Source organism: Nonomuraea sp. B19D2, from assembly GCF_040137845.1.
Classification (GTDB): Bacteria; Actinomycetota; Actinomycetes; order Streptosporangiales; family Streptosporangiaceae; genus Nonomuraea.
The window spans coordinates 1-26,118 of record NZ_JBEFAK010000011.1 but is presented as its reverse complement, the minus strand read 5'-3'; the positions used below and the strand labels follow the sequence as shown (position 1 = coordinate 26,118).

20 protein-coding genes are annotated in these 26,118 nt (G+C 65.4%); 11 read left to right on the top strand and 9 right to left on the bottom strand.

The window, feature by feature from the left end:
* The first annotated feature begins 70 nt into the window (after positions 1–70).
* The 4 genes from ABN273_RS21275 (at position 71) to ABN273_RS21260 (ending at position 5,597) form a co-directional block, all read left to right on the top strand.
* Entirely contained in the window at positions 71–3,712 is a 3,642-nt protein-coding gene (locus ABN273_RS21275) for a multifunctional oxoglutarate decarboxylase/oxoglutarate dehydrogenase thiamine pyrophosphate-binding subunit/dihydrolipoyllysine-residue succinyltransferase subunit (RefSeq protein WP_349450686.1), read from the top strand.
* Between the two features lie 71 nt (positions 3,713–3,783).
* Complete coding sequence (locus ABN273_RS21270) at positions 3,784–3,966, top strand: DUF6104 family protein (protein WP_349450685.1); 183 nt, start codon at positions 3,784–3,786, stop codon at positions 3,964–3,966.
* 90 nt (positions 3,967–4,056) lie between these two features.
* A complete protein-coding gene (locus ABN273_RS21265; RefSeq protein WP_349450684.1) occupies positions 4,057–4,860 on the top strand; it encodes a DUF4097 family beta strand repeat-containing protein in 804 nt (267 codons plus the stop codon).
* The gene (locus ABN273_RS21260; RefSeq protein WP_349450683.1) at positions 4,857–5,597 is read left to right on the top strand and encodes a PadR family transcriptional regulator; all 741 of its coding nucleotides are present in this window, start codon (positions 4,857–4,859) and stop codon (positions 5,595–5,597) included. Before ABN273_RS21265 ends, ABN273_RS21260 begins: the two co-directional genes overlap by 4 nt.
* A gap of 13 nt (positions 5,598–5,610) precedes the next feature.
* On the opposite strand, the gene ABN273_RS21255 is transcribed toward ABN273_RS21260, so the two are convergent.
* From ABN273_RS21255 to ABN273_RS21230, 6 genes are all read right to left on the bottom strand, one after another.
* Positions 5,611–6,468 (bottom strand): oxygenase MpaB family protein, encoded by an 858-nt coding sequence (locus ABN273_RS21255; protein ID WP_349450682.1) that lies wholly within the window; start codon positions 6,466–6,468, stop codon positions 5,611–5,613.
* Positions 6,469–6,545: 77 nt separating this feature from the next.
* Positions 6,546–7,502: a zinc-binding dehydrogenase gene (locus tag ABN273_RS21250; protein WP_349450681.1), complete on the bottom strand. Its 957-nt coding sequence runs from the start codon at positions 7,500–7,502 to the stop codon at positions 6,546–6,548.
* Between the two features lie 43 nt (positions 7,503–7,545).
* Positions 7,546–8,424 (bottom strand): hypothetical protein, encoded by an 879-nt coding sequence (locus tag ABN273_RS21245; RefSeq protein ID WP_349450680.1) that lies wholly within the window; start codon positions 8,422–8,424, stop codon positions 7,546–7,548.
* 46 nt (positions 8,425–8,470) lie between these two features.
* Positions 8,471–8,899: a type II toxin-antitoxin system VapC family toxin gene (locus tag ABN273_RS21240; RefSeq protein ID WP_349450679.1), complete on the bottom strand. Its 429-nt coding sequence runs from the start codon at positions 8,897–8,899 to the stop codon at positions 8,471–8,473.
* Positions 8,886–9,149, bottom strand: coding sequence for a hypothetical protein (locus tag ABN273_RS21235; RefSeq protein WP_349450678.1), 264 nt, complete (start codon positions 9,147–9,149; stop codon positions 8,886–8,888). Before ABN273_RS21235 ends, ABN273_RS21240 begins: the two co-directional genes overlap by 14 nt.
* Before the next feature lie 96 nt (positions 9,150–9,245).
* Positions 9,246–10,682 carry an acetyl-CoA synthetase gene (locus ABN273_RS21230; RefSeq protein ID WP_349450677.1) on the bottom strand — a complete coding sequence of 479 codons (1,437 nt, stop codon included), beginning with the start codon at positions 10,680–10,682 and terminating at the stop codon, positions 9,246–9,248.
* A gap of 284 nt (positions 10,683–10,966) precedes the next feature.
* Between ABN273_RS21230 and ABN273_RS21225 the strand changes: the two genes are divergently transcribed.
* The 4 genes from ABN273_RS21225 (at position 10,967) to ABN273_RS21210 (ending at position 15,654) form a co-directional block, all read left to right on the top strand.
* Positions 10,967–12,088, top strand: a complete 1,122-nt coding sequence (locus ABN273_RS21225) for a trypsin-like serine peptidase (RefSeq protein WP_349450676.1) — start codon at positions 10,967–10,969, stop codon at positions 12,086–12,088.
* 287 nt (positions 12,089–12,375) lie between these two features.
* Positions 12,376–13,467 (top strand): trypsin-like serine peptidase, encoded by a 1,092-nt coding sequence (locus tag ABN273_RS21220; protein WP_349450675.1) that lies wholly within the window; start codon positions 12,376–12,378, stop codon positions 13,465–13,467.
* 197 nt (positions 13,468–13,664) lie between these two features.
* Positions 13,665–14,828 (top strand): trypsin-like serine peptidase, encoded by a 1,164-nt coding sequence (locus ABN273_RS21215; RefSeq protein WP_349450674.1) that lies wholly within the window; start codon positions 13,665–13,667, stop codon positions 14,826–14,828.
* 466 nt (positions 14,829–15,294) lie between these two features.
* Positions 15,295–15,654 (top strand): hypothetical protein, encoded by a 360-nt coding sequence (locus ABN273_RS21210; protein ID WP_349450673.1) that lies wholly within the window; start codon positions 15,295–15,297, stop codon positions 15,652–15,654.
* 15 nt (positions 15,655–15,669) lie between these two features.
* Here the strand turns inward: ABN273_RS21210 and ABN273_RS21205 are convergent, their stop codons facing one another.
* The 3 genes from ABN273_RS21205 to ABN273_RS21195 all read right to left on the bottom strand — a co-directional run bounded on the left by ABN273_RS21205 (position 15,670) and on the right by ABN273_RS21195 (position 17,069).
* Entirely contained in the window at positions 15,670–16,341 is a 672-nt protein-coding gene (locus tag ABN273_RS21205) for an RpnC/YadD family protein (RefSeq protein ID WP_349450672.1), read from the bottom strand.
* Between the two features lie 226 nt (positions 16,342–16,567).
* Complete coding sequence (locus ABN273_RS21200) at positions 16,568–16,804, bottom strand: NUDIX hydrolase (protein WP_349450671.1); 237 nt, start codon at positions 16,802–16,804, stop codon at positions 16,568–16,570.
* Positions 16,776–17,069, bottom strand: coding sequence for a helix-turn-helix domain-containing protein (locus ABN273_RS21195; RefSeq protein WP_349450670.1), 294 nt, complete (start codon positions 17,067–17,069; stop codon positions 16,776–16,778). Before ABN273_RS21195 ends, ABN273_RS21200 begins: the two co-directional genes overlap by 29 nt.
* A gap of 351 nt (positions 17,070–17,420) precedes the next feature.
* Between ABN273_RS21195 and ABN273_RS21190 the strand changes: the two genes are divergently transcribed.
* From ABN273_RS21190 to ABN273_RS21180, 3 genes are all read left to right on the top strand, one after another.
* The gene (locus tag ABN273_RS21190; protein WP_349450669.1) at positions 17,421–17,762 is read left to right on the top strand and encodes a helix-turn-helix domain-containing protein; all 342 of its coding nucleotides are present in this window, start codon (positions 17,421–17,423) and stop codon (positions 17,760–17,762) included.
* A 110-nt stretch (positions 17,763–17,872) separates the two neighbouring features.
* Positions 17,873–18,193 carry a helix-turn-helix domain-containing protein gene (locus ABN273_RS21185; RefSeq protein WP_349450668.1) on the top strand — a complete coding sequence of 107 codons (321 nt, stop codon included), beginning with the start codon at positions 17,873–17,875 and terminating at the stop codon, positions 18,191–18,193.
* A 1,210-nt stretch (positions 18,194–19,403) separates the two neighbouring features.
* Positions 19,404–25,571 carry a DNRLRE domain-containing protein gene (locus ABN273_RS21180; RefSeq protein ID WP_349450667.1) on the top strand — a complete coding sequence of 2,056 codons (6,168 nt, stop codon included), beginning with the start codon at positions 19,404–19,406 and terminating at the stop codon, positions 25,569–25,571.
* Positions 25,572–26,118 lie beyond the last annotated feature (547 nt).

Genomic DNA, 26,118 nt, shown 5'->3' with positions numbered 1-26,118 from the left:
GTCCGGGCGAGTAGCCTTGGACAGGTTCTCTAACATCAACGCCGATCTGCGGAAGAGGGCGATTTCCGCCGTGTCGTCTGAGTCGTCGCGGACAAACCCGCTGGCAAGCTTTGGTCAGAACGAGTGGCTTGTCGACGAGCTGTACCAGAAGTACCTCCAAGATCCCGAGTCTGTCGACAAGGCCTGGTGGAACTTCTTCGCTGACTACAACCCTGATTACGGACCGGGCCGGGCGGCACCGGGTAGGGAGGCGGCGAACGGCAGTGTGACCGCTCCCGCTCCCCCGCAGACGCCGCCCAAGGCCCCGCCGGCGGCCGAGAAGCCGAAGCAGCCCGCCCCCTCGGTGCCCAAGGGCGCCGAGGAGGTCAAGCTGCGCGGCGCCGCGGCCCGCACGGCCGCCAACATGGACCTGTCGCTGACGGTCCCGACGGCGACCAGTGTGCGCGCGATCCCGGCCAAGCTGCTGATCGACAACCGCATTGTGATCAACAATCACCTCAAGCGGGGTCGCGGCGGGAAGGTGTCCTTCACCCACCTGATCGGCTTCGCGATCGTCAAGGCCCTGCGGGCCATGCCGGAGATGAACCACTCCTACACGGAGGTCGACGGCAAGCCGACGCTGATCAAGCCCGAGCACGTCGGGTTCGGCCTGGCGATCGACGTGCAGAAGAGCAACGGCGAGCGCCAGCTCCTCGTGCCCTCGATCAAGGGCGCGGAGGAGATGGACTTCCGGCAGTTCTGGATGGCGTACGAGGAAATCGTCCGCAAGGCCCGCGCGGGCAAGCTGGGCGTCGACGACTTCGCCGGCACCACGATCTCGCTGACCAACCCCGGCACGATCGGCACCGTCCACTCCGTGCCGCGCCTGATGCCCGGCCAGGGCACCATCATCGGCGTCGGCGCGATGGAATACCCCGCCGAATACCAGGGGGCCTCGCCGGACACGCTCTCGCGCCTGGCCGTCTCCAAGGTCATGACGCTGACCAGCACCTACGACCACCGGATCATCCAGGGCGCCCAGTCGGGCGACTTCCTGCGCCAGATCCACCGGCTGCTGCTGGGCGAGGACGGCTTCTACGACGAGGTCTTCGAGGCGCTGCGGATCCCGTACGAGCCGGTCCGCTGGGTGCAGGACGTCTCGGCCTCCCACGACGACGACGTGTCCAAGTCCGCCCGCGTGATCGAGCTGATCCACGCCTACCGCGTGCGCGGCCACCTGATGGCCGAGACCGACCCGCTGGAGTACAAGCAGCGCAAGCACCCCGACCTCGACATCCAGTCGCACGGGCTGACGCTGTGGGACCTGGAGCGCGAGTTCGCCACCGGCGGTTTCGGCGGCCGTGCGCTGATGAAGCTCCGCGAGATCCTCGGCGTGCTGCGCGACTCCTACTGCCGCACGGTCGGCATCGAGTACATGCACATCCAGAACCCCGAAGAGCGGGCCTGGATCCAGGCGCGGGTGGAGAAGCCGCACAAGTCGCCCGAGCGCGACGAGCAGCTCAACATCCTGTCCCGGCTCAACACCGCCGAGGCGTTCGAGACGTTCCTGCAGACGAAGTTCGTCGGCCAGAAGCGCTTCTCCCTGGAGGGCGGCGAGTCCCTGATCCCGCTGCTCGACTCGGTGATCAGCGACGCCGCCGACGAGGACCTCGACGAGGTCGTCATCGGCATGGCCCACCGCGGCCGGCTCAACGTGCTGGCCAACATCGTCGGCAAGTCGTACGCGCAGATCTTCGGCGAGTTCGAGGGCAACATCGACCCGCGCACGGCGCACGGCTCCGGCGACGTGAAGTACCACCTCGGCGCGACGGGCACGTTCACCGCGCCGAGCGGCAAGACCATCACCGCCTCCGTGGTCGCCAACCCCTCCCACCTGGAGGCGGTCGACCCGGTCCTCGAGGGCGTCGTCCGCGCCAAGCAGGACCTCCTGGAGCGCGGCGAGGAGGGCTTCACCGTCTTTCCCGTCCTCATCCACGGCGACGCGGCCTTCGCCGGCCAGGGCGTCGTGGCCGAGACGCTCAACCTGTCGCAGCTGCGCGGCTACCGCACCGGCGGCACCGTGCACGTGGTGGTCAACAACCAGGTCGGCTTCACGACCTCGCCCGCCTCGTCCAGGTCGTCGGTCTACGCGACCGACGTGGCCCGGATGATCCAGGCCCCGATCTTCCACGTCAACGGCGACGACCCCGAGGCCGTGGTGCGCGTGGGCCAGCTGGCGTACGAGTTCCGCCAGGCGTTCCGCAAGGACGTCGTGATCGACCTCATCTGCTACCGCCGCCGCGGCCACAACGAGGGCGACAACCCCGCCTTCACCCAGCCGCTGATGTACGACCTGATCGACGCCAAGCGCTCGACCCGCAAGCTCTACACCGAGGCGCTGATCGGCCGGGGCGACATCACGGTCGAGGAGGCCGAGCAGGCGCTGCGCGACTACCAGGCCAAGCTGGAGCAGGCGTTCACGGAGACCCGCGAGGCGGCGAAGAAGCCGGCCGAGGCGGCCGCGATGCGCGTGCCGCCCACCGAGGTCGTCAAGTGGTCGCATGACGAGACGCCGACCGCGATCAGCGACGAGACGCTCAAGCGCATCGTCGACACCCAGCTCAACCTGCCCGACGGCTTCACGCCGCACCCGCGCCTGGCGCCGGTGCTGCAGCGCCGCGGCCAGATGGTCGAGCACGACACGATCGACTGGTCGATGGGCGAGACGCTGGCCTTCGGCTCGCTGCTCATCGACGGCCACCCGGTGCGCCTGGTGGGCCAGGACTCGCGCCGCGGCACGTTCACGCAGCGCCACGCGGTCCTGGTCGACCGGATGACCGGCGCCGACCACACGCCGCTCAAGACCTTCAACCAGGGCACCACGAAGTTCTACGTCTACGACTCGCTGCTCAGCGAGTTCGCGGCGCTCGGCTTCGAGTACGGCTACAGCGTCGTCCGCCCGGACGCCCTGGTCGCCTGGGAGGCGCAGTTCGGCGACTTCGTCAACGGCGCCCAGACGATCATCGACGAGTTCATCTCGTCGGGCGAGCAGAAGTGGGGCCAGAAGTCCTCGGTCGTGCTGCTGCTGCCGCACGGCTACGAGGGCCAGGGCCCCGACCACTCCTCGGCCCGCATCGAGCGGTTCCTGCAGGTCTGCGCGCTCGACAACATGACGGTCGCGCAGCCCTCCACCCCGGCCAACTACTTCCACCTGCTGCGCTGGCAGGTGGAGTCGCAGCGGCACAAGCCGCTGGTGGTCTTCACGCCCAAGTCGCTGCTGCGCCACAAGGCGGCCACGTCCAAGGCGTCCGACTTCACCTCCGGCACCTTCCAGCCGGTACTCGGCGACACGTCCGCCGACCCGGCCAAGGTCACCCGGATCGTGCTGACCTCCGGCAAGCTCTACTACGACCTGGCCGCGGAGCGGGAGAAGACGGGCCGCGACGACGTCGCGATCGTCCGGCTCGAGCGCCTCTACCCGTTCCCGGGTGAGGAGCTGGCCGCCGAGCTGGCGCGTTACGGGGCGCAGGCGGAGCTGCTCTGGGCGCAGGACGAGCCGGCCAACATGGGGCCGTGGCCGTTCCTCACGCTGAAGCTCGCGGAGGACCCGCAGGCGGTGGGCGGCCGCCCGGTGCGCCGCGTCTCGCGCCGGCACAACAGCTCGCCGGCGACGGGGTCGCACAACACGCACGACACCGAGCTCGAGGACATCCTGCACGAGATCTTCGGCTGAGCCAACGCAAAACAAGTGAGCCCCCAGCCCCGGCTGGGGGCTCGCTGCCGTTTCAGGAGGAATGGAGAGAGATGTACTTCACGGATCGGGGGATCGAGGAGCTCGTCGAGCGGCGGGGCGAGGAGGAGGTCAGCCTGCTGTGGCTCGGTGAGCGGTTGCGCGAGTTCGTCGACCTCAACCCCGAGTTCGAGACCCCGATCGAGCGGCTGGCCACGTGGCTGGCGCGGCTGGACGACGACGAGGACGACGACTGATCTCGGCCAAACGCGATACATCTTGAGATTCCGCCGAACGCGACATATCGTGTCAGGTGTAGATACGGTCGCCAGAAGGGCGGGGGATCAATGCAACAGTGGACGATCGAGGCACCGGAACAGCTGACGTTCGGCTCAGTGAAGTCGCTCGACGTCCGCATCGTCGCCGGCCGGCTGGACGTGCTCGCCAGCGACGGCCCGCCCACCGTGGAGGTGGCGGAGATCGAGTCGGCCTCCCCGCTGCTGGTGACGTACGACGAGGACACCGGGGAGCTCTCGGTCGCCTACAAGGACCTCACCTGGGACGGCCTGCTCGGCTGGTTGCGGCGCGACCGGCGCCGGACGGTCCTGACGATCGCCGTACCCAAGGACTGCACGGTCAACGCCGGGGTGGTCTCCGCTCCTGCCGTGGTGGCCGGGTTCGAGAACATGACGCAGGTCAGGGGCGTGTCCGGGGAGATCGTGCTCGACGGCGTCAGCGGCGACGTGCACGCCACGACCGTCTCGGGCCCCGTGGAGAGCCGGGCCATGGACGGCGACCTGGCGTTCAAGAGCGTCTCGGGCGACCTGACCGTGGCCGACGGCACCCCGCGCAGGCTGAGGGCGAACACCGTGTCCGGCCGGATCACGGCCGACCTGGCCCTACGGCCGACCGGCTATGTGACGCTCAACAGCGTCTCCGGTGACATCCTGGTCAGGCTGCCGGAGAACGTGGAGGCGGACGTGAGCGTGAGGTCCACCTCAGGCAGGCTGGTCAGCACGTTCGGCGAACTGTCCAACACGAACGGCCCCGGCACCAAGTCGATGTCGGGCCGGCTGGGCGGCGGCATGGCGTCGCTGTCGGCGACCACGATCTCCGGCGAGGTCGCGCTGCTCAAGGGGGAGAAGGAATGAGCCCTGTCTTCGGTCACGGCCGGCTCCGGCTGTACCTGCTCAAGTTGCTGGAAGAGAGCCCCCGTCATGGCTACGAGGTCATCAGGCTGCTCCAGGACCGCTTCCTCGGCGTCTACTCGCCCTCTCCCGGCACGATCTACCCGCGTCTGGCCCGCCTGGAGGAGGAGGGCCTGGTGACGCACGAGGTGGTCGAGGGCAAGAAGGTGTTCTCGATCACCGACAAGGGCCGCGAGGAGCTGAACGCCCGGCTCGACGAGCTCGACGACCTCGAGCAGGAGATCTCCGCCTCGGTACGCGACATCGCCCGCGAGGTCAAGGAGGACGTCCGCGACACGGTCAGGTCGTTGCGTGACGAGCTGACCCGGATGGCCAAGGACGTTCGCACGGGGGCCACGGAGGACACCAAGCGGCTCAAGGAGCAGCAGCAGGCGGACTTCAAGCGGCTCAGGGAGCAGCAGAAGCGGCAGTGGATGGAGCACGCCAACCACTGGCAGGACGAGGGAGAGCGGCTCACCAGGGAGTGGCGCAGGATCTGGTCCGAGGTCTGGTCCACGCTCGGCGGGGCCTCCAAGAGCCATGCCGACCTCGACGCGGAGCTCGGCGAGCTGCTGGCCGACTTCATCGCCCAGGCCCGCCAGGAGGCCTCTGAGGCCCGCCTGACGCCGGAGAAGCTGGCGGAGCTGCGTACGACGCTCGACGACGCGAGCCGCCGCGTCCGCGACATCCTCGAACGCTGACCCGCACCCGGCCTCATGCCGAGCGGAGCTGCCGCTCCAGGCGGCGCGAGCTCCGTTCGGCCTTGCGGGCGTGGTAGGCGATGGGCATGTACCGCAGGCGTTCGGGCAGGCGCGGCGTCAGCACGGCCACGGCGTGCCCGAGATGCCGTAGCCGCCGCTCCTCCCGTGCCGTCCAGCGCAGCCCCAGTTTCCGCCGCACGGCGGGCGGCAGGGTGCCCACAGTCACGAAGTGGTTGAACTCCCCCGATCCGGCCCCAACCGGCGTCCAGAGCCGGCGCAGCGGCCTCGGCAGCCCGGGCGGCGCCGGCGTGCCACGCAGGACGGACAGCACGTCGAGCGCGCTCGGATGGGCCTCCAGCCGGTGGGCCACCATCTCGTCGAAGTACCGCCAGAACCCCTCCAGGTCGCTGGGCATCTCGCGCTCCGGCACCCGCAGGATCGCGCCGAGCTGCCGCGACTCGGCATAGAAGCGCCGCTGCTGCTCGACGGTGAACGGGGTGCCGAAATAGCGCCGGAGCGTGATGAACCGCTCGAACAGCGACAGGTGGACCCACGCCCATGCCTCGCCGTTCAGCGCGTGATACGGCCTGCCGCGCTCGTCCACCCCGCTGATCGGCTTGTGCAGCTCTCTGAGCCGCTGGCCCTCGGCCGGGCCGTCCGCCCCGCCGTACACCCATTTCTGGATGGAGACGAGCGTGCGGGTGAGCCGCCCCCACGGGTCTTCCTTGTACGTGGAGTGCTCGGCGACGGCCGCGCCGACGGCCGGGTGCATCGTCTGGATGACCAGCGCGCTGCCGGCGACCAGCAGGTTGCGGTATTCGCCGGCGGTGTCCCAGTGCATCGAACCTGGGCCGAAGGGCTCGACCTCCATAGTGACGGCCTCCCGGGTGAGACAACTCCCCTCATGCTTGTATCACCCGGGAGCCGCCGAAGTAACCCATCACTTATTCATACGGCAAAAACGATCTTTCCGAAGATCTCCCCTGCCGCCATGGCGGCGAACCCGTCACGCGCGTCCACCAGCGACAGCACCCGATCGACGGCAGGCCGCACGCCGGTCTGCTCCAGGAAGACCGCCAGCCGCTGCAGCTGGTCCCGCGTGCCCATCGTGGAGCCGATGACGGACAGCTGCAGGAAGAAGACCCGGTTCAGGTCGGCGGGCGGGACCGCGCCGCTGGTGGCGCCGGAGACGACGATCCGCCCGCCGGGTTTGAGCGACTTGAGCGAGTGGTCCCAGGTGGCCTGCCCGACGGTCTCCATGACCGCGTCGACCCGTTCCGGCAGCCGCGCGCCCGACTCGAACACCTGGTCCGCGCCGAGCTCCCGGGCACGTTCGCGCTTCTCCTCGGAACGGCTGGTCGCCCAGACCCGGTAGCCGCCGGCCCGGCCGAGCGCGATCAGCGCGGTGGCGACGCCACCGCCCGCTCCCTGCACCAGCACGGTGGAGCCGGGCTCGAGCCCGGCCTTGTCGAACAGCATCCGGTACGCGGTCAGCCAGGCCGTGGGCAGGCAGGCGGCGTGCTCGAAGCTGAGCGCGGGCGGCTTCGGCACGAGGTTTCGGCGCGGCACGGCCACGCGCTCGGCGAACGTGCCGTCGTGCAGCTCGGACAGCAGCGTGCGCCTGGGATCGAGCGTCTCGTCCGCGCCGGTGCCGATCACGGAGTGCACGATGACCTCGTTGCCGTCCTCGTCCACTCCCGCCGCGTCGCAGCCGAGCACGATCGGCAGCCGGTCCTGCTTGATGCCGACGCCTTTGAGCGTCCAGAGGTCGTGGTGGTTGAGCGCGGCCGCCCGCACGGAGACGGTCGTCCATCCGTCCGGGACCTTCGGCTCCGGATGCTCGCCGAGCGTCAGCCCGGCGAGTGGGTTGTCGGGGTCGGTCTGTGTGGCGGTTACGGCGAACATGGCCGCACCCTACTTCAGCGCGCTCGCCCTGCCTCGGACCGCCTTACTTCAGGGTGACGCGGATTCCCTCGATCGCCTTCGTCCTGAACGGCTGCGACCCCGTGACGGCGACCAGCACGTCACCCCGGCACACCCGGTCGGCTGTCCGCCCTCGCCCTCTGATCACCGCCGGCACCAGTGCGCGTTTCTTGCACTCCGGGGTGGGCACGAGCGCGACCATGTCCCCCATGCCATCGCCGAACCAGAGCTGCGGCCCCACCGGCTCCCCCTGCACGCTCTCCCCCGGCTTGGCGAGCCGCACGGGCTCCTTGGCCGACAGCACGAGGTAGCCGTCCTTCGTCACCTTCCCCTTCAACCCTTTCGCGAGCGCCATCCGCTGGTCGAACGTCAGCCCCCGCCCCCGGTCGTACATCGCCAGCCGCCACCGCCCGAACGCGAACAGCAGCACCTGCCCGTAGTATTCGCTGGCCACCCGACGGGGCCAGAGGGTGACGTTGGGCGTGTAGTTCCTGATCGGCTCGCCGCCCCTGGTCACCTCGGACTCACCGCTGTACGGGGCGGTGAACTGCCGGTGCTGCCCGTCGATCCAGGCGCCCTGGGACGGCCGCGACTCCATCTCGCCGAGGCCCAGCTCGGCCGGATAGCGCACCTCGGCCCGCACCCCGTGCGGGAACACCACGTCGATGACCTCGTCACCGCCCTTGGCCCTGGCCGGGGCGTTGAGGATGTTGGGGGCACCGCCGATCCCGGTGAGCGATCTGCTGGGCTCGGGTGCCGGGGTCGCCGACGGCTGCGGCCCGGGATCCCGGCTGGCGAACAGGCTGACGATCGGGACCAGTAAGAGCCCAAGCAGCACGACCAGCCCGATCCAGCGGCGGCGGCCACGCCCGCCTTGCTCGATGACGTCGAACCGGTCAGCCACGACGTTCCTCGCCGAGTAGTGAGGGCTCGCGCCCTTTCACCTCAGTTCAGTTGAGCGGCGACCTCCAGCGCAAGCCCTGGAACCTCGCGAAGTCCTTGTCGCAGGACACGAATTCGCAACCGTGCTCGATGGCGAGTGCGGCGAGGTAGGCGTCTGGGATGAGCTTTCTTCTGGCGTTCGTCTGACGGCAGAGTCTCGTGAAGATCTCCCAGTGCCGCTCGCCAGGATTGACGATCACGGCGTGTGGCTGGTTGCGTATCTGGCCGACGTAGTCGAGGATCTCGTCCATGGTTGGAGGGGGGTCATAGAGCGCGTCGACGCTCAGGACTCGGATGACCCCGTTGATCACGTAATCGGTGACCGCGTAGGCGGAGTCGCCGTTGACGAGCTCGTCGACCAGCTTGTGGCAGGCAGCGTGATCGGGGGCCTCCCTGCGGAAGGCATTGATGAGGACGTTGATGTCACTGAGCAGCATCGGCCTGCACCTTCAGGTAGCGCTCGATGTCGTTCTGCTCGATGAGGTCGTAGATGAACTCCGGCGTGAGCTCGATTCCCGGCTTGAGCCGGCTTCCAGAAGTGATCAGCTCCACACGGGGCCGCTCAGCGACCTCCGTGGACCGGTTGAGCAGTTGCCTCAAGGCGTCCTCCATCACTGAGTTGAGACTGCGTCCGTTACGTGCCGCGTACGCCTTCGCCTCGTTGAGGAGCGTCTCGTCGATGCGCACCGTTGTCCTCCGCATGACTCCAGCGTCCGCCGGTGACATAAAAATGTCAACACCGGATAGTAGTCACGCGATCACAGATTTGGCATCTACTTTAGGTCACCAAGCGGCTACATTGACCTTCCCGCCGCTCGCAAGCCGCACCCGCTGCCCCACCAGCTCCCGCGACTCGGCATCCGCCAGCAGCCCGGCCGCCTCCACCACGGCATAAGCCCGCCCACCAGGCACATCGACCACCAGAACACCCCGCTCGGCGACCCCGTCCCGCCCGTGCGCGACCGTGTACCCGGCCACCACTCCCTCCCCGTCAAAGGAGTCCACGAGAGGCACCTCCTCGGCCACGGACACCGGAGCCGCGCTCCCCAGCCGCCCACCCGGCTCGCTGGACCACACCGCGTACGTGTGCTTCGTCAGATGCATCCCCACCCCGCTCACCAGCCCGTGCCCGGGCCGCGCCCGCAGCAGCCCCGCCATGGTCGCCGTCGAGTGCAGCACGTAGTCGCTGGCCGGCCCACCCGCGTACGGCAGCCCGCCGGTGACCGTGAGCCCGCGCGGATCCAGCGGGTCGAGCCCGATCGCGTCGCACGCCTGCCGCAGCGCGACCGCGAAGCAGCTGTAGACGTCCAATGCGTCCATGTCGTCCAGTCCGAGCCCGGCCCGGAGGAAGGCGGCCTCGGCGACCTTGCCGATCGCCTCCGAGGCGCCGAGCGCGGGCCGCGCGCCCACCTCCCAGGTGTCCTCCCCGTACGCCCATCCGCGCAGGTACACGCGCCGCTCCGCGGGCACCCCGAGCCGGTCGGCCAGCCGGGTGCTGGCCAGGACGACGGCCGCCGCCTGGTCCACCTCCAGCACCGCCACCGTGTTCCTGGTGTAGGGCCAGCCGACGAACCGGTCGCCGCGCGCGAGCTCGCCGGCAGTGCGGACGGTCCTGCGCCAGGCGTACGGGTTCGCGGCGGCCACCTCGGTCATCGGCGCCATCATCCGGCCCCTGTCGCGCATCTCCTCCTCGACCGTGAGGCCGAACGCCGCCCGCCGGGCCGTCTCCATGATCGCGTAGGTGTGCACCGGCAGGAACAGCCCGTGGGCCAGCGCGGACGGGTGCGGCGGGCGTTCCCACCCATATGGGGGCTTGGGCACGGCGGGATGGCTCCACGGCACATGCTCGCCCGCGTTCCTGTACGCCCTGCGCGTCGCGAGCGCCTCGGCCCCCGCGACCAGCGCGGAGTCGATGTCGCCCGCCGCGATCCTGGCCGCGGCCTCGCCGATGAGCGACTGCGGAGCCGTACCGCCAACCCTGGAGTACGCGCGGTGGCGCGGCGTGGCGCCGAGGCGCTCGGCGAGGCGGCCGACCGGGGAGTCGTACTGCCAGGAATCGCTGTAGACGATCTGGACCGAGTCGAGCCGCTCGACGGGGAGCCGGGCGTCAGCGGCGGCCGCGCGGGCCGTCTCCTCCCACAGATCGAGCGGTTCTGGGCCGGGCTGCTCGCGAATAGTGAGTTGCGCGATGCCGATGAGACAGGGCGTGCGAGGATCCATGAAACCATCTAACCAGAACAAGATTCGGGTCGCCGTGGAGTGGCATTTGATAATGCGAGTTACCACTGTTACCACAGACAAACAACCGCTGCCGCCACCTGCGGAGATGCCAATCAGTAATACATGCGATTTCGCTATCTCTATAACGGAATGGAACCGGGCCATGCTTTTTCACGTCGTTTCATGGCCACCCGCCCGCGCCATTCATTAACGTTCCGATCGTTTTCCTGGCCCACCGGGGCGCAGTACCCCGCTCTGGGCCGCCGAAAGCTGAGAGGAGCCCCATGTTTTCCCGAGCAAGGCACATCGCGATCCCGCTCGCCGGCCTGCTGGCCGTCGGGCTGGCCGTCGGCATGGTCGGCGGCACCGCGGCGAGCGCGGCCGCACCCTCCGAGGTCGTCTCCCAGAACGCCGCCACCCCTGCCGAGCAGGCGGTCCAGTTCTGGACGCCCGACCGCGTCAAGCTGGCCACCGACCACGACGACGGCCTCGACCTCACCTCCAAGGGCGTCAAGGGCACCAACGACACCCCCGACGGCCCTGCCGGATCCGTCCCGCCGATGGGCGAGGAGAAGACGAAGGCCAAGAAGAGCAAGCACGTCAACCTGCCGAACACGGTCGGCCGCGTGTTCTTCACGCTGCCCAAGGCCGACCCGCGCAACCCGAAGAACTGGCGTTACTGCTCCGCCAGTTCGGTACAGGGCAAGTACCGCAACCTCGTGGCGACCTCCGCCCACTGCGTTTACGACACCAGCAAGAACACCTTCTACGACAACTGGATCTTCATTCCGTCGTACTGGGACGGCAACAATGCCTGGGAGGGCAAGGCGCCCTACGGCATTTACGCCGCCAAGACGTTCAACGCGCACGACGACTTCGTGGTGAAGGAGGACTACGACTTCGACTACGCGTTCGTCAACGTCTACAACGGCATCAAGGTCAACTGGGAGAAGGTCAACGGCCGCTGGCAGTGGACCGTCAAGAACGTCGGCCGGCTCGGTGACAACGTCGGCGGACAGGGCTTCACCTGGAACAGGAGCACGAAGCTGAACGTGTTCTCGTTCGGGTACCCGGCGGGCGAGCACCCCGACGGCGACAAGCCGTACACCGGCCGCACGATGAAGTTCTGCTACGGCAAGACCAAGCCCATGCCCGAGGCCCGCAAGTACAACCTGCAGGAGCACATCGGCTTCAAGTGCTCCTTCACCGCCGGCGCGAGCGGCGGACCGTTCCTCTACAACTACAAGAGCGCGTCGCGCACCGGCTACCTGGTCGGCGTCAACAGCGTCGCGTGGGACACCGACGGCAACGACCGCTACGACCACATCTCGTCGCCGTACTTCAACACCGACACCTACAAGGTCTACAAGGCAGCCGCCAACCGCTGGACCGGCAACTTCCGCTGATCAGGTCGGCACCCTGGGCCCCGGTTCCGCGGGAACCGGGGCCTTCCCCTAACGCGTCAATGAGGCGTTCGCCACTGGAGCGGCGCGGAATCGCCGCAATTCAACACATACCCGCACCCGCTCTGACCTGCGGAAACAGCGTGACCCATGATCATTTAGCGCTTGTCTGACGGTGCTCTTATAGCGCACCATGCACCCTTGATCAGGTAACGAATCTCTATCCTGGCTGCAATACCACCTATACATCTGGAAAAATCCACCCTTACAACCCTAAGAAAGGCATATTCATGATCCCCCGGGCCAGGCACTTGGTGGCGGCTGCGCTCAGCAGCGCGCTGCTGATGCTGCCCGCCTTCACGGGGGTAGCGAACGCCGCGCCCGACAGCAGGGTGTTCGCCGTCACGCTGGCCAAGACCCCGGTGGACGTGAAGCGGGTCGCCGACTACTGGCAGCCCGCCCGGCTCAAGAACGCCGACCCGGCCACGCCGGGCGCCGCAGCCACGCCCGCGCCGTCATCGTCCCCCGCCCCCTCCTCCCCCGCCGTGGAGGTCCCGTCCCCGGTCACGCGGACGACCGCCGCGCAGCCGGTGGCGCCGGTGCTGCCGCGCAAGCGCACAGCCGCGACGACCATGGGCAAGGTCTTCTTCCGGTTCGGGGACAAGGAGTACTGGTGCTCGGCCAGCGCCATCGCGGCCAAGAACCGCAGTGTCGTCGCGACGGCCGCGCACTGCGCGTACGACCCGCGCCAGGCCAAGGCGGCCGACTACTGGATCTTCGTCCCCAATCCCGGCGAGAACGGCGAGACGCCCGACGGCATCTACGTGGGCGCCTCGGTCAGCATGCACGAGGACTGGTCCGGCAAGGGCGACTACGACTTCGACTACGCGTTCGTGACCGTGCACCGCGGCTTCAAGTGGGTGCCCAAGAACGGCGGCTACGTCATGCAGGACGTGGGCCGGCTCCAGGACAACGTGGGCGGCCAGGGCATCGAGCTCAACAAGAAGCCGGGCACGTACTCGGTGGCCGCGTGGGGCTACCCCGCCGGCGCGCAGCCCGACGGCAGCCACCCGTTCGACGGCAAGAGCCTGAAGACGTGCAGGCAGGGCCCCACCCGCTGGACCTCCGCCGTCAGCCTCGACCTGCAGAAGGGCGTACAGCTGCTGTCGTGCGACTTCAGCCCCGGCGCGAGCGGCGGCCCCTGGCTGATCGGCTACAACCCGGACCGCGGGCTCGGCAGCCTGAACGGCGTCAACAGCCTGACGTGGAACAGAGATGCCAAGGACTGGTACGACGCGGTGTCGTCCCCGTACTTCGACACCACCACCGGAGAGATCTACCGACGCGCCGCCGCGCAGACCACGCCCGGAAAAGTGACGTAAATCACAGCAACCGATCAGTCACTGCTCGTGATCAGCCAATCCTTTGTCTCGGCAAGGTCACGACGCCTCTTGGGAGCGTTGCAATGATCTACCTGAAATTCCCACCCACATGGTCAAACCTGTAAATTCCGGGCTGTCCGTTTGCTGAGTTATGGGGGTGCACGAGGCGCCTCCGGTCAGCGCAACCTGGAGTTACCTTGAAGCGAATCCTTCTTCCCGCCGGTGGGGCCGTTCTGGCTACCGGCCTGCTCGCCGTGGGTCTGACCGGTACTGCGCAGGCTGACGGGGACGTCTCGCACGACCCCATGGCCAACAACACGTCCGAGGCGGTCTCCGTCGCCTCCTTCTGGTTCGGCGCGAACAGGGCCGCGCTCCGCCAGGCGACCCAGTACACCTGGGACGCGAAAGAGGTCCGCAAGGTCGTCTCCAAGGGCGGCTACACCCCCGACGGCAGCCCCGGCACCACGGCGCCGACCGGCTCGTCGAAGCCGACCGGCTCGGCCCAGAACGTGAACCTCCCCAAGACCATCGGCAAGGTCTTCTTCGTCGACGGCTCGGGCAAGTACCGCTGGTGCTCGGCCACCTCGATCCAGTCGAACTACCGCAACCTGGTCGCCACGGCCGCCCACTGCGTGTACGACACGGACAGCAACAGCGCGCTCCTGGACAACTGGATCTTCGTCCCCGGCTACTACGAGGCCAAGACCCCGTTTGGGATCTACGTGGGCAAGCAGGCCTTCACCCACTACGACTTCGACACGTACGAGGACTACGACCGCGACTACGCGTTCGTGACCGTCTACAACGGCGTCCAGCTCGAGGGCATCAAGGCCGTGGACCGCAAGGCCTTCCAGAGCTGGACCGGCCCGAAGCGCGCGTGGGGCGGCCGCTACTACATCCTGGTCTCGAAGGACGTCGGCCGCCTCGGCGACGTCGTCGGCGGCCAGGGCGTCGCCTGGAACCAGCCCACCGGCAAGGCCGTCCGCGCCTTCGGCTACCCGGCGGCCCCGCACCCGGACGGCAACAAGGTCTACAGCGGCGTCACGCCGAAGCACTGCTACGGCAAGACCTCCGCCAAGGCGGTCGGCGCGCCCTGGCTGAAGATCGAGGAGCACATCGGCCTCAAGTGCGCCGTGACCCCCGGCTACGACGGCGGCCCCTGGCTCTCGAACTACAGCAACGCGAAGCGCCTGGGCTACGTGAACGGCGTGACCAGCACCTTCGCGGACCAGGACGGCAACGACCGCATCGACTACATCACGTCGCCTTACTTCGACGGTGAGACGGCCGCGGTGTACAACTCGGCCAAGAACGTGTGGTCCGGCAAGATCGTCGGCCCGAACGGCGAGCTGTACAAGTAACCCCTTCCAGGGAAACGGCGAGGGCCTCAGCACCAACGAGGCCCTCGCCATAGCCTTTTCCGGAGCCGGAAAAGCACGGCCTTCCGCTTCGGGGGCGCTTCGCGCCTATGGAGCTCCAGACAGCGCCTCCCAGGAGGCTCACGCCCCCTTCAAACCTTCGCTCGCTCCGCTCGCCAGTCACCCGCCCGTTGCCCAGTTATTGGGTTGGCCTGCTGGAGCCCGCCCCGAGCGGTCCTGTCGCGAGGGTTGTTCTCATCAGGGCTCCGCCCAAAGCGAGGGGCTCCCGCCCCTCCCGCACCCCGACGTGAGCCTGTGAAGCGCCCGGTCATTGCCTTCGACCATCGAATAGGCCCCCGACGAAGTCGGCCCAGCACGACGGCGAGAAAGGTCTTGAACTCCCGACGCTCGCACAGGGCCATTGCCGGGTCGCGATGCAGGCTTCGTCGCGAACGGGCACATTGGAGGCATGGACTCCAGCGCCCGCTACGCCGGCCATCGCGCGTACCTCGTGCCCACCGATCTGTGCGAGCTGACAGGCCCGGCCACGGGCGTCGTGGAGCTACCCACCCGGTTGGACTGGTCAGAACAGCGTCTCTACGACCTGTCAAACAACGGCCACGTGGGCTTGATGTACGAACGCGTGATCCGCGAAGCCACCCAATTTAATGACTTGCGAGCCTACCTAAACCACGAAACGCTGATTCGGGTCTGGCCATGCCTCTTCTTGCCAGCCGAAGCCAGACACAGGTGGGAAACACAGTTTTCGGAGCTACGGCGAGCCGCGTTCCGCCACGTCCACCACTGCCGCTCACACATGCTGACGTAGCCGGCACTAACTGCGCTATCCGCCAGCTTCGTTGAACAGGTCCTGGATGGTCTGAGCGGTGGCCGCGCGCGTGACCCAGGTTTCGAGTTGGGCAAGGTCGGCGCAGGCGTTGATCCGGGCACGTGCGTCGTCCGGAACCTCAAGGCCGCGGGCAGCCAGCACTAGCAGCACCGACCTGGCAGCCTCTTCCGCCTTGCCTTCCACCATGCCTTCCACCTTGCCGCGGCCGAAGTGTTCTCGGGCGAAGGGACTGTAGACCGGCCAGCGGGTGGACGCGGACTTCATGATCTCCTCCATGAGGCGGCGGATCTCGGGCACGGACATGCTGTATGCGTATTCATAGTAATCCGGAGAGTGTTCATCGTTCACGTCGGCCAGGGCAGCGGTGAACGCCTCGACGACCTTGCGGTCGCGGCCGTGGACCATGACCGACATGGCCGCGAGATCTATGTGGGCGGCGGCCTCTTGGGGGTCGACGATGGCCGGGATCTCATCCGGCCCCAGCACCCAGGGCCGCAGGCGGTAGCCGGTCAGCCCGGACTCGATCGGCTGTGCGTAGTGGGCGGCGACCTTGCGGTCGGGGCAGATGACCAGGACCGAGACGTCGCAGCCCAGCATCAGCCACAGGGCGGCGGCGTAGCGGGCGAGCTGGCGGGGATCCTTGGTCTTGTCCTGCTGGATCTCCACGATGATGGCATGGACTGAGGACTTTGCGGGGGTCCCAGGGCGATGACGAGATCGGGCTCGATGTCGTCGGAAGGACGGGTATTGAAACTGGCCTTCTCCACCCGCAGCAAAGTGTCGGGCAGGTCCACCCCCATGAAGTCACGCAGGATCTCCACCGCCAGTTGAGGGCGGTCGGCGAACAGATTGATGAGGGCATCATGTCGAGGGGACGGCATGTCGCTGATTGTTACATAGCAAGCACGGATAGTGTCGAGAATTGCTCGCCAGGCTTGCCGCAGTCATTGGCCATGAAGACGTACCGGAAGTCGGCATGCACATGCGACGGCTCCCCTTCGGCCGGGTCAGCGGAAACCGCGTGGACCTTGATGTCCACCGGAATGTCGTCGTCCGGCACCGCAGGGATCGTGTCATACCAGGCGGCGCCGAACACCGCCTCAAGCCCGCGCAACGCGGCGCCGTACATGCCCGCCCAGGGCCTGCACGTAGCGGGTGATGGCCTCCACGGTGGACACCTCACCGCGTTCGATCTGGGAGACCCGGCTCTTGGTCACTCCCATCAGGTCAGCGACCTCAGTCTGTGACAGGCCCAGGCTCTTGCGCCGTTCGGCCAGCCGGTAACCATCGATGTAGGCCTGATTGCGCCGCCGCGCCTCATCCACAGCCTCCTCCCCGCCGGAGGTGGCCACGATATCGGCGCGGACGTCGCTCCACTTGGGAAAATTCGTCATCAGCCCTTCTTGGATTGGTTGGAGGCGTTGCCGGCCAGGCATTTCCTCAAGATCGACGAGTATGTCGGGCTGCTCGCGGAACACACTGCCGCGCTCAGCGAGCCCTATGCCCGCTACCTGGGGCGACGGAGTTCGAGAGCTGCGGCCCACCCTCGACGGTGCTGCCATACGCATAACGTACTGGCTCACGCCGAACCCCTTCGCGGTCCTGCTAACCGTCCTCCGCAAGACGAGAATGCGGGAGGACGCCGAAGTCACGTGCGCCAAGCTCGCTCAGAAGGTCTGCGAGGCCGAACACGGTCCAGCACACGAGGAGTTCATCCGTACCCTTGAGGAAGGAGAGGTGGAGCAATGAGCCACAGCCGCTGGAAGACCTTGCGCGAACGCAAGCTCGCCGCGGGTTTCACCGAGTCGGAGGACGTGGCCGAGGCTCGTCGCAAGATCCGGCTGTCCATGGCCCTGGCGAAGGCGGTGTACGATCGGCGCACCGAACTCGGGCTCACTCAGACTGAATTGGCCGGCCGCGCGGGCCTCACTCAGGCGAAGGTCTCCCGAATGGAAGGCTCTGACACCGTCCCCACACTGCCGCTTCTCGCCAAGCTGGCCGAGGCCCTTGACGCCACCCTTAACATCTCCCTCGAAAACGACGACACCCAGGTGAGCTTCACCGGACACCGCACCAACGCGGCCTGAGCAGTCCAAGCACTCCGCGCTGTACTTCGGCGGTGTGACGGGGATTCGAATAGACGAAAGTATGACTGCGGCCACGGCACACGGTATGAGGCGTATCTCAAGGAGTTGCCATGAGCACCGAGTTTCACGCCTATACGCGTGAGGAGTTCATCACCGAGCTCGTCCACCCCGACGACCGCCAGGCGTCGCAGGAGGCGCGGGAGCGCCGGTTGGCCCAGGTCCGTGGAGGGTTCCTGGCCGACATGCGCGAGAAGGTCGGGCTAACCCAAGCCGAGGTGGCCCAGGCGATGGGGGTGTCCCAGCAGCGCGTCTCCGCGATCGAAAACGGGTCCATCGCCGAACTGGCCACCCTCAGCCTGTACATCCATGCCCTGGGCGGAGAACTGAAGGTCATCGCCGACTCCGGGGACACCTGGCAACGCGTCGCCTGACCGGATCCGCCAAGGCCCCGGACCGGTCAGGATCGAAGAGACGAGCCCCACGACCCGCATAACGGGCGGCGAGTCCGCCGTCGGGGCTGATGAACAAGACCGTGACGTCACAGCTCGGGTGCACCCACTCGGCGGCGTGCGTCCTTCCGAGTCCAGCCTTTGAGGGGGATCGCGCACCCCACCGATGAGGTGGGGCGCAGGACCCCGGCGCTATGCTTCGGCGATCCACGATTCATGGCCCTGGCCAGCGCCCTATGCCACACGCTGCTTGCCCCCACCGGCTTCACCAACAAGAGCCTTCGCGTCTTGATGACCGGACTGCTCGGCACCACCAGCTACAGCACGGGCCAGATGATCTACGACCTGCGCCGCCTACGGCTCAAAGGACTGATCCGCCGGCTACCCCAATCCAACCGCTACGTCCTGACCGAAGAGGGCGTGCGCATCGCCATCTGCTACGGGCAAGATCTACAACCAGCTACTCTTCCCGCTGACCACCGTCGATCAAGCCGCATACACGCCGCCCGAACTCCGAGCCGCACTCAAGACCATCACCCGGCACGTCGACGACTACGCCGCCCAAGCTCGACTCCCTCGGGCGTCGTGAAACTTGACACAAACGTCCAGAAAACGCGAGACCAAAGATCGCCAGCCTCCGGCTATGACGACACCACAACCGCACGTATGGCATGTGGGAGCATCGGAGCCTCCGACCCATCGCGCTCCTCACACTGTTATTGATCTTCAGCGTCGCGATTCCCCGAGAGAAGGAGTCGCAAAGCTGAGGCAGCATAGACGTCGCGCAGCCGGTGTCCGCCACACAGTTCGGCGATCCCCCGGGCCCACACTTGGCTTGAGTTATGAGGTTGAGGTCGAGCCATCGAGACCAACCGGGCCGTTGCCCGCTGTAATCAGCTCGTGACAAAAGAGCCTCTGTCGCCCATTGCGCTGGTCATCTAGTATCGCGTTGGCCTTACTCGATCTTGACGGAGGAGTTCGAGTGCATATCCCTTGTAAAGCTGGCTCTATCATGGCCACGTATTGGCAGGGCAAGTTACGCTCAGCGGTTATCGTAGGATCCACAGCAGCACTACTCTTAGGGACCGGACATGTAGCTGAAGCTGCCACGCCACCCCCTCAAACCCTGACGCTTAGCTCCCACACCAAACCGCAACCCGTTGCTGAACGGCCTGATCGCGTTTCTGCAGCTTTGAGTGCTCGCTTACAGGGAAGCCGCGTTGTCGTTACGGACGAGACGACCGAGAGCACGATTACCTACGTCAACCCTGACGGCACTATTACTTTGGAAGCCTCCAATGGCCCGTCTAGAATCAAGCAGAGCGATAAGTGGACGCCTATCGACACCACGCTGGTGGCCACTGAAGGCGCGCTGAAGCCGCGGGCAGCATTCGGCGGCTTAGAGATTTCCGGCGGGGGCGATAAGAAGCCGCTAGTAAAGCTTGTTCCGGAGTACGGAAAGGAATTTACTCTCAACGCGCCAGCGGCGCTCCCCGTTCCTACGATACAGGGAAATAAGGCCGTATTCACCGATGCGGCCGGACCGGGCGCCGACATTGTCGTTACGGCGCTGCCTGCTGGCGTGCAGCATGACGTGGTTCTCCGACAACGACCAACCGGACCCGTCCAGTTTAGGTTTCCCATTCAGAATAAAGGCCTCTCCTTATCCGAGACCAAGGAGGGAATCCTTCATATATCGGCCGACAAGGGGAAGGTAGTCGCAGCAGCGCCCCGGCCTTTCATGTTCGACGCCGCCAAGACACCAGTTCGACCAAAGGACTCCTCTCTCGCGAAGTCTGCCAGGGTCGGCGATATCGACGTTCAAATTAGCAAAACGGGAAACGGCAGCCAGGAGTTGCTGCTCTTGCCCGATCCAAAATTCCTAATGGATCCAGCAACAACCTACCCTGTCACAGTCGATCCAGCCATCACGTTGCCGCTTGAAAACGGCCGTTCAATCCACTCACCCTGCCCCAACGGCAAGGTGACAATGAGCCCCACAGTCGAAGTCAGTATGGCGGCCTCGATCTGTTCCGACGACTGGTCCGCCAAGGTGTTCTACCGATCGCTGCTCAACTTCGACACCACCTCCCTGGTGGGGCAACAGATCGTGAACGCCCGTCTGGATCTTGCTGGTGACCTGTGGAACTGCCCAACAGGACAGCAGTTGATGGTTGAGCGCGTCACTACCACATGGGATCCTGACTGGGTCTTTTGGAATAACCAGCCCGCGGTGACCAGCGATGGTGCGGTCACCTCGACTCCGCCGTCCATCTGTACTCCTGCATCGGCTCCGGCCGCTGATGTGCCGTGGAGCGTCGCCATCACGGATATCGCCAAGGCATGGGCCACAGGAGCCGAGGCGCACGGCCTCAGGCTGCGAGCTGTCATCGAGGACATAAGCCGACCAACCTTCATTTGGGATTTCTTTCAGACTCAGGCTGATCAGCCGAAGCTCGTCGTAACGTACGGCGCCACCCCTTGGGTCGAGCATTTAAGGACCGTTCCGGTGGCCAGCCCGACTCGCCAACTGCGATGGACTGCGGGACAAGAACCGCAGATCAGCGGACGCCTGTACACCACCACCACCCGGCCCACTCTGCACAGCGGCGTCCGCGGGACGGGGGCGACGCTACGGGCGGACTTCGAGGTTGAGCACGATCCCGCTGCCAGCGGTCAGGGAAGCGGCCTCATCTGGTCAGGCAGCGCCAACAACGTACCCACCGGAGAGGTGGCGAAGATCACCCTTCCTGAGGGAACGCTCCAGGACGGGTGGCGGATTCGCTGGCGCAGTCGCGCGGTGGACGGAGACCTCGAATCGGCCTGGTCCCAATGGCAACCGGTAAGCATCGACGCGACAAGGCCTGAGGTGCCAGACGTATGGTGCGCTGGCACCTCTGGTGAGGGCGCATGGGGCCCACGAGGTGAAACCAGTTGTTCCTTCTCATCGCCCTCGAGGGACGTCACGGAGTACTTGTGGGAGTTCGATAACCCTGTCCCCACCAAGATCGAGGAGGCGGGTATCTGGGAAGACTCTTTGGGTGAGACCAGGACAATCAAGCAGGGCCTCACCGACGGCTGGCACACACTGTATGTGCGAACGCGCGACAAGGCGCATAATTTGTCGGACGTTGTGGCATACAGGCTGGGCATCGGTCCTGGTGGTCTCGTGACAGCGCAAAAGCAGACCCAGACCCACCGTACGATAACTCTCGACTCGGCAGCTCCTTCGACCCGTAACGGGGTCACTTACGAGTACACGACGAGCACCATGCCGTGGGCGACATGGAGCGATGTACCACCCCAGGATGTCTTCGCGCCGGGGAGCGCGACGCCGATCGGTTCCTGGCCTCAGGCCCGCACCGATACATCGCAGAACTTCAGTGCCCTGTTATGGGATCTCGCCAAGACTCTGAAAGGAAGCCAAGAGACCGAGGGCGTCGTTCGCCTTCGCGCCTGCTTCTCGGGTGGTGGAACGACGGAGGAATGCTCTGGCCCGATCGGAGTTTCGCTCAGTCGATCCGCGATCAGCGACAGCCATGCCATCAGCAACATCGGCCCTGGCAGCGTGGCGCACCTTAACGGGGACTTTCATCTGAAAAGCACTGACGCCTCCGGTTTCGGCGTTCAGGTAGTCCGTACACACCGATCACTCAGTCCCGAATTTGAGTCGTCGGTGCCGGACGAATCCAGAATCTTCGGCCCAGGTTGGCAGGCTGGCTTCCCCGCAGCTCCCTCATGGGTGTCCTCCTACGTTCCGTCGGATGCCAGTCAGAAGGGCTGGATCCAGCTCATCGGGCCGGACGGGTCCACGTACACGTACACCAATAACGGCACCGTTTACACCGGGCTCGGCGAAGCGGCCGATGGCACGTCCATCTCTGTCACGAATGAGGAACTGACGGTCACGGATCGCGCGGGCGCGAAGACCACCTATGTGAAGGTCAACGAACGATGGGTGGTTGCCCGTACTGAAGGGCCGGCGGCTGAATCCGCAGTGACTTATTTCCGTGATGCCAAGGCCAGAATTACCCGAATCCTGACACCTACGGCTGCCGGCGTCCAATGTGGTGCGACACTCACGCCGGGCTGCCGCACGCTTGAGCTGTCGTACGCCGCCGCGACGACCGCAACAGGGGTGTCCTCTGGCTGGGGTGACTTCAAAGATCAAATAAAAAGCGTGTCGCTGACCGCGTTTGATCCGGAGACCAGCGCCATGAAGACCGTTGGCCTCGCAACATATTCTTATGACTCCTCGGGGCACCTGCGCCAGGTTACTGATCCTCGTACGAACCTCGCTACGATTTACTACTACACCGGCGAGGGTCGGATCTCTCAGATGACGCCGGCCGGGCTGGCACCATGGCGTATCGAGTACGACAACGCAGGCCGTCTAGCGCATGTGCAGCGAGAGGGTGGAGAGATCGATCCCACCTGGGCGGTGGCTTATGACATTCCCATCGGCGGATCAGGTGCGCCCATCGATCTCACGGCCGCGCAGACGGCGAAGTGGGGACAGGTCGTCGGCCTGCCCGTCACTGGAACGTCTCTCTTCCCAGCCTCGCATCTTCCTCCGCGCGGCACCGACGGTGCCTACAACTCGACAGCGGCAGATTGGGAGTATGCGTCGCTTGTATACAGTGATGTGAACGGTCGAGCCGTCAACACCGCCAAATACGGTGCAGGGGCATGGCAGGTCAGTGCGACTAGATATGATGACAAAGGTAACGTCGTCTGGGATCTGACTCCCGGCAACCGGGCGCAGGCGCTGAACCCTACAGAAGACACGGACCTGTATGTCGCCACCCGCGGTGATAGCGCGGAACGCGCGAACCTGCTTGCCAGCACTTCCACTTACACTGCGGACAAAGACCTGCTGTCTACCGAAGGCCCCGTAAGAATGGTGCGGCTGAAAGGCGGCGAGTTAGTATCGGCGCGCCAGCGGACAACTAATACGTACGACGAGGGCAAGCCGTCATCATCGATGGACTACCACCTCGCCACCACCACAAAGATCGACCCGATCGTGATCGACGGCACGGCTGTTCCCGCTGGAGTCGATACGCAGACGATCACAATGGATTACGACCCCATCCAATCAGGAGACGCCTCAGGCTGGACCTTGCGCAAGGCAACCAGCACGACGACCCCCGTACAGGGCCAGGACGCTATCGTAAATCGCGTCCGCTATGATGCGGCCGGACGCGAGATTGAGCGCCGAACACCGGGGTCCAACGGCAGTGACGCCGGCACGACGGTGTTCCAGTACTTCACTGCGGGAGCGCATCCGACGACCGCCGCCTGCGGCAATAAACCAGAGTGGTCAGGTTGGCCCTGCCGGGTGGGTCCTGCGGCTCAACCGTCTGGGAATCCGCTTCCAGCCCGAGAAAGCGCGTATACCTACTATGGCGACACAGCGATTCGCACAGAAGTCGCCAATCAGATGACACGAATCCTCACCTTCACTCATGATGCGGCCGGACGGGTGACCAAGTCGCAGGCGCAAGCCACTCCGGCAGGTGAGGGTGGGGCGGCGGTCCCGGAGACAACCTACAGCTTCGACCCAGCTACCGGACTGCCCACAAAGACCTCCAGCGCTGGAGGCGATACAGTGAGCGTAGAATACGATAGTTTTGGCCGAGCCGTATCCACGACCGATGCCACCGGAAACGTCTCCACCGTCACCTTCAACGTGGACGGACAGATCGCCACCACCCATGATGGGAAAGGGCTGATCACCTTTACGTATAACGGTGTGGATGCCGGCGGCGGGGCAGAGCGTCGCGGCCTCATGACCCGGGTGGACAGCGGAGGAGGGGGCACCTTCACTGGCGCGTACGATCCGGATGGGCGCCTCACTCGTCAGGTCTATCCAGGCGGGCTGACCGGTACAGCGCGCTATGACAACACTGGAACCCAGGTTGCGCTGACCTACGCCAAAAACAACGTATCTTGGCTGAGCTTCACTGCCGTACCGGATAATCACGGTCGTGTCGCCAACCGGCAGGGACCGGGAGGCAGCGATCAGAACTATGACTACGACGAAGTCGGTCGCCTGGTGAAGGTTACTGACAGTTACGCGGGCACTTGTGCTACCCGCGTGTACGGATTCGATGCCAACACCAACCGAACCAGCCTGTCCGCTTATCCAAGCGGTGACGACGGCCAGTGCAGCACGTCCACCACGCCAAGCGTGCAACGGTACGACTACGATCAAGCCGATCGCATCATCAATGCAGGCTACAGCTACGACGATTTAGGACGCACCACACGCATTCCGGCCGCCCACGCGACCGGTACAGGTGACGTCTCTATCGGCTACTTCGCAAACGACCTCGTCGCCTCGCTGACACAGGAGACACGGTCCACCAGCTTCACTCGGGATCCGCTCGGTCGTGTCAAAAGCATGACGAGCAGCGGAGGCCCGCGCCCCGGGACGGTCGTTCATCACTACAGCGGGGCCGAGGACAGCCCCGCGTGGACCACCGAGGTCGACGGGTCCTGGACACGTAACATCGTCGGCCTGGCCGGTATGGCGGCAATTCAAAAGCAAGACGGAACCATCGCCCTGCAACTGGCCAACATGCATGGAGACATCGTGGCCACAAGCCGCGCCGAAGACACTAATGGCGTGGCGGACTACTCCGAATACACCGAATACGGAGCGCCTCGCACGTCAAACGCCGCCGATGCTACGCGGTACGGTTGGCTGGGCAGCAGGCAACGGGCTTCCGACTCTATCGGCGGATTGGTTCAGATGGGCGTACGCCTATACAACCCTGCCACCGGCCGTTTCATGCAAGTCGACCCCGTCATGGGCGGCAGCGCCAATGCGTACGATTACTGCAGCGCCGATCCCATCAATAAGCTGGATCTGGCCGGGACTGACGAGTACCTGGGTGGCCATGGCGAGTGGTCGGACATCACTCACGAGAGGGGAACGACCGAGGAAGCTATAATCGAGGCCGGACAGGGAGTTACATGTGCGGTAGTTAAAGCTGGCGCCGCATGTATAATAGTAGACTTTGATCTCGAAGTTCACGATTATTATCGTACACATACGCAGATAAATCATTATCAAGAAAGTCGGCAAGTCACCGTCTGGGTATGCAAGGGTAAGATCACGGGTCCGCTTGGCGGCTGTGGAGCAGGGGTCAAGCCTGTCGCGAAACAGATAACCGAGACCAGAAGACGTACCGAAACCATCGTGACCAGCTATCACAAGAAAGTGTCCATTCATCGCTGGACGGCCGGCGGTAAGACCGTGATGACGCGAGTCATCGACACGGGCTGGCTGCGGACGGGCCGAAAGGTCTCGTACTCCTATACGGCATGGGTCCGTCCTCACGGGCCATACTGACATTGGGTAAACGACATCCATCGAACAGCGCTCCACAAGCAGGAGCGCTGTTCGTGTCGATACCTTCAGGCCGGTACCAGTTCCTTCGACACCGACTGGCGCGCATGTCGATTCGACTGGACATCGTGGCAAATCGATGCAGGATTGAGTCATGGACCGTAGAGAGATCGCCCGGCTGAGAGCTCAGCGCGCTGTGCGCCGTGCGTTCCGGCACAAGCGGTACGTCAACCGAGCTCTAAGGAAGGCGAAGATTATAGTCGCTGCTGTTGTCATGCTATTTCTAGTGGGTGCCGCGTTTGTGCTTGAGATCACGAAAGGCTGGTGATCAGATCATTGCATTTACCGAAAAGTGCATCCATGCAGGTCAAACGGTATTCACTCGAGTTTTGCCATCTCCGCGATCTTGAAGGGCCGCGCCCGGGGAGATGGTGTTTGAGAAGGTCACCCGTAATCGGTGACTATTAGGAAGCAATCGCCTCAATAGTCACTTTAGCATCGTTTGTCTTGTTTTTGGAATCGGGTGAATCGGTGTTCTTGCGACACTCGG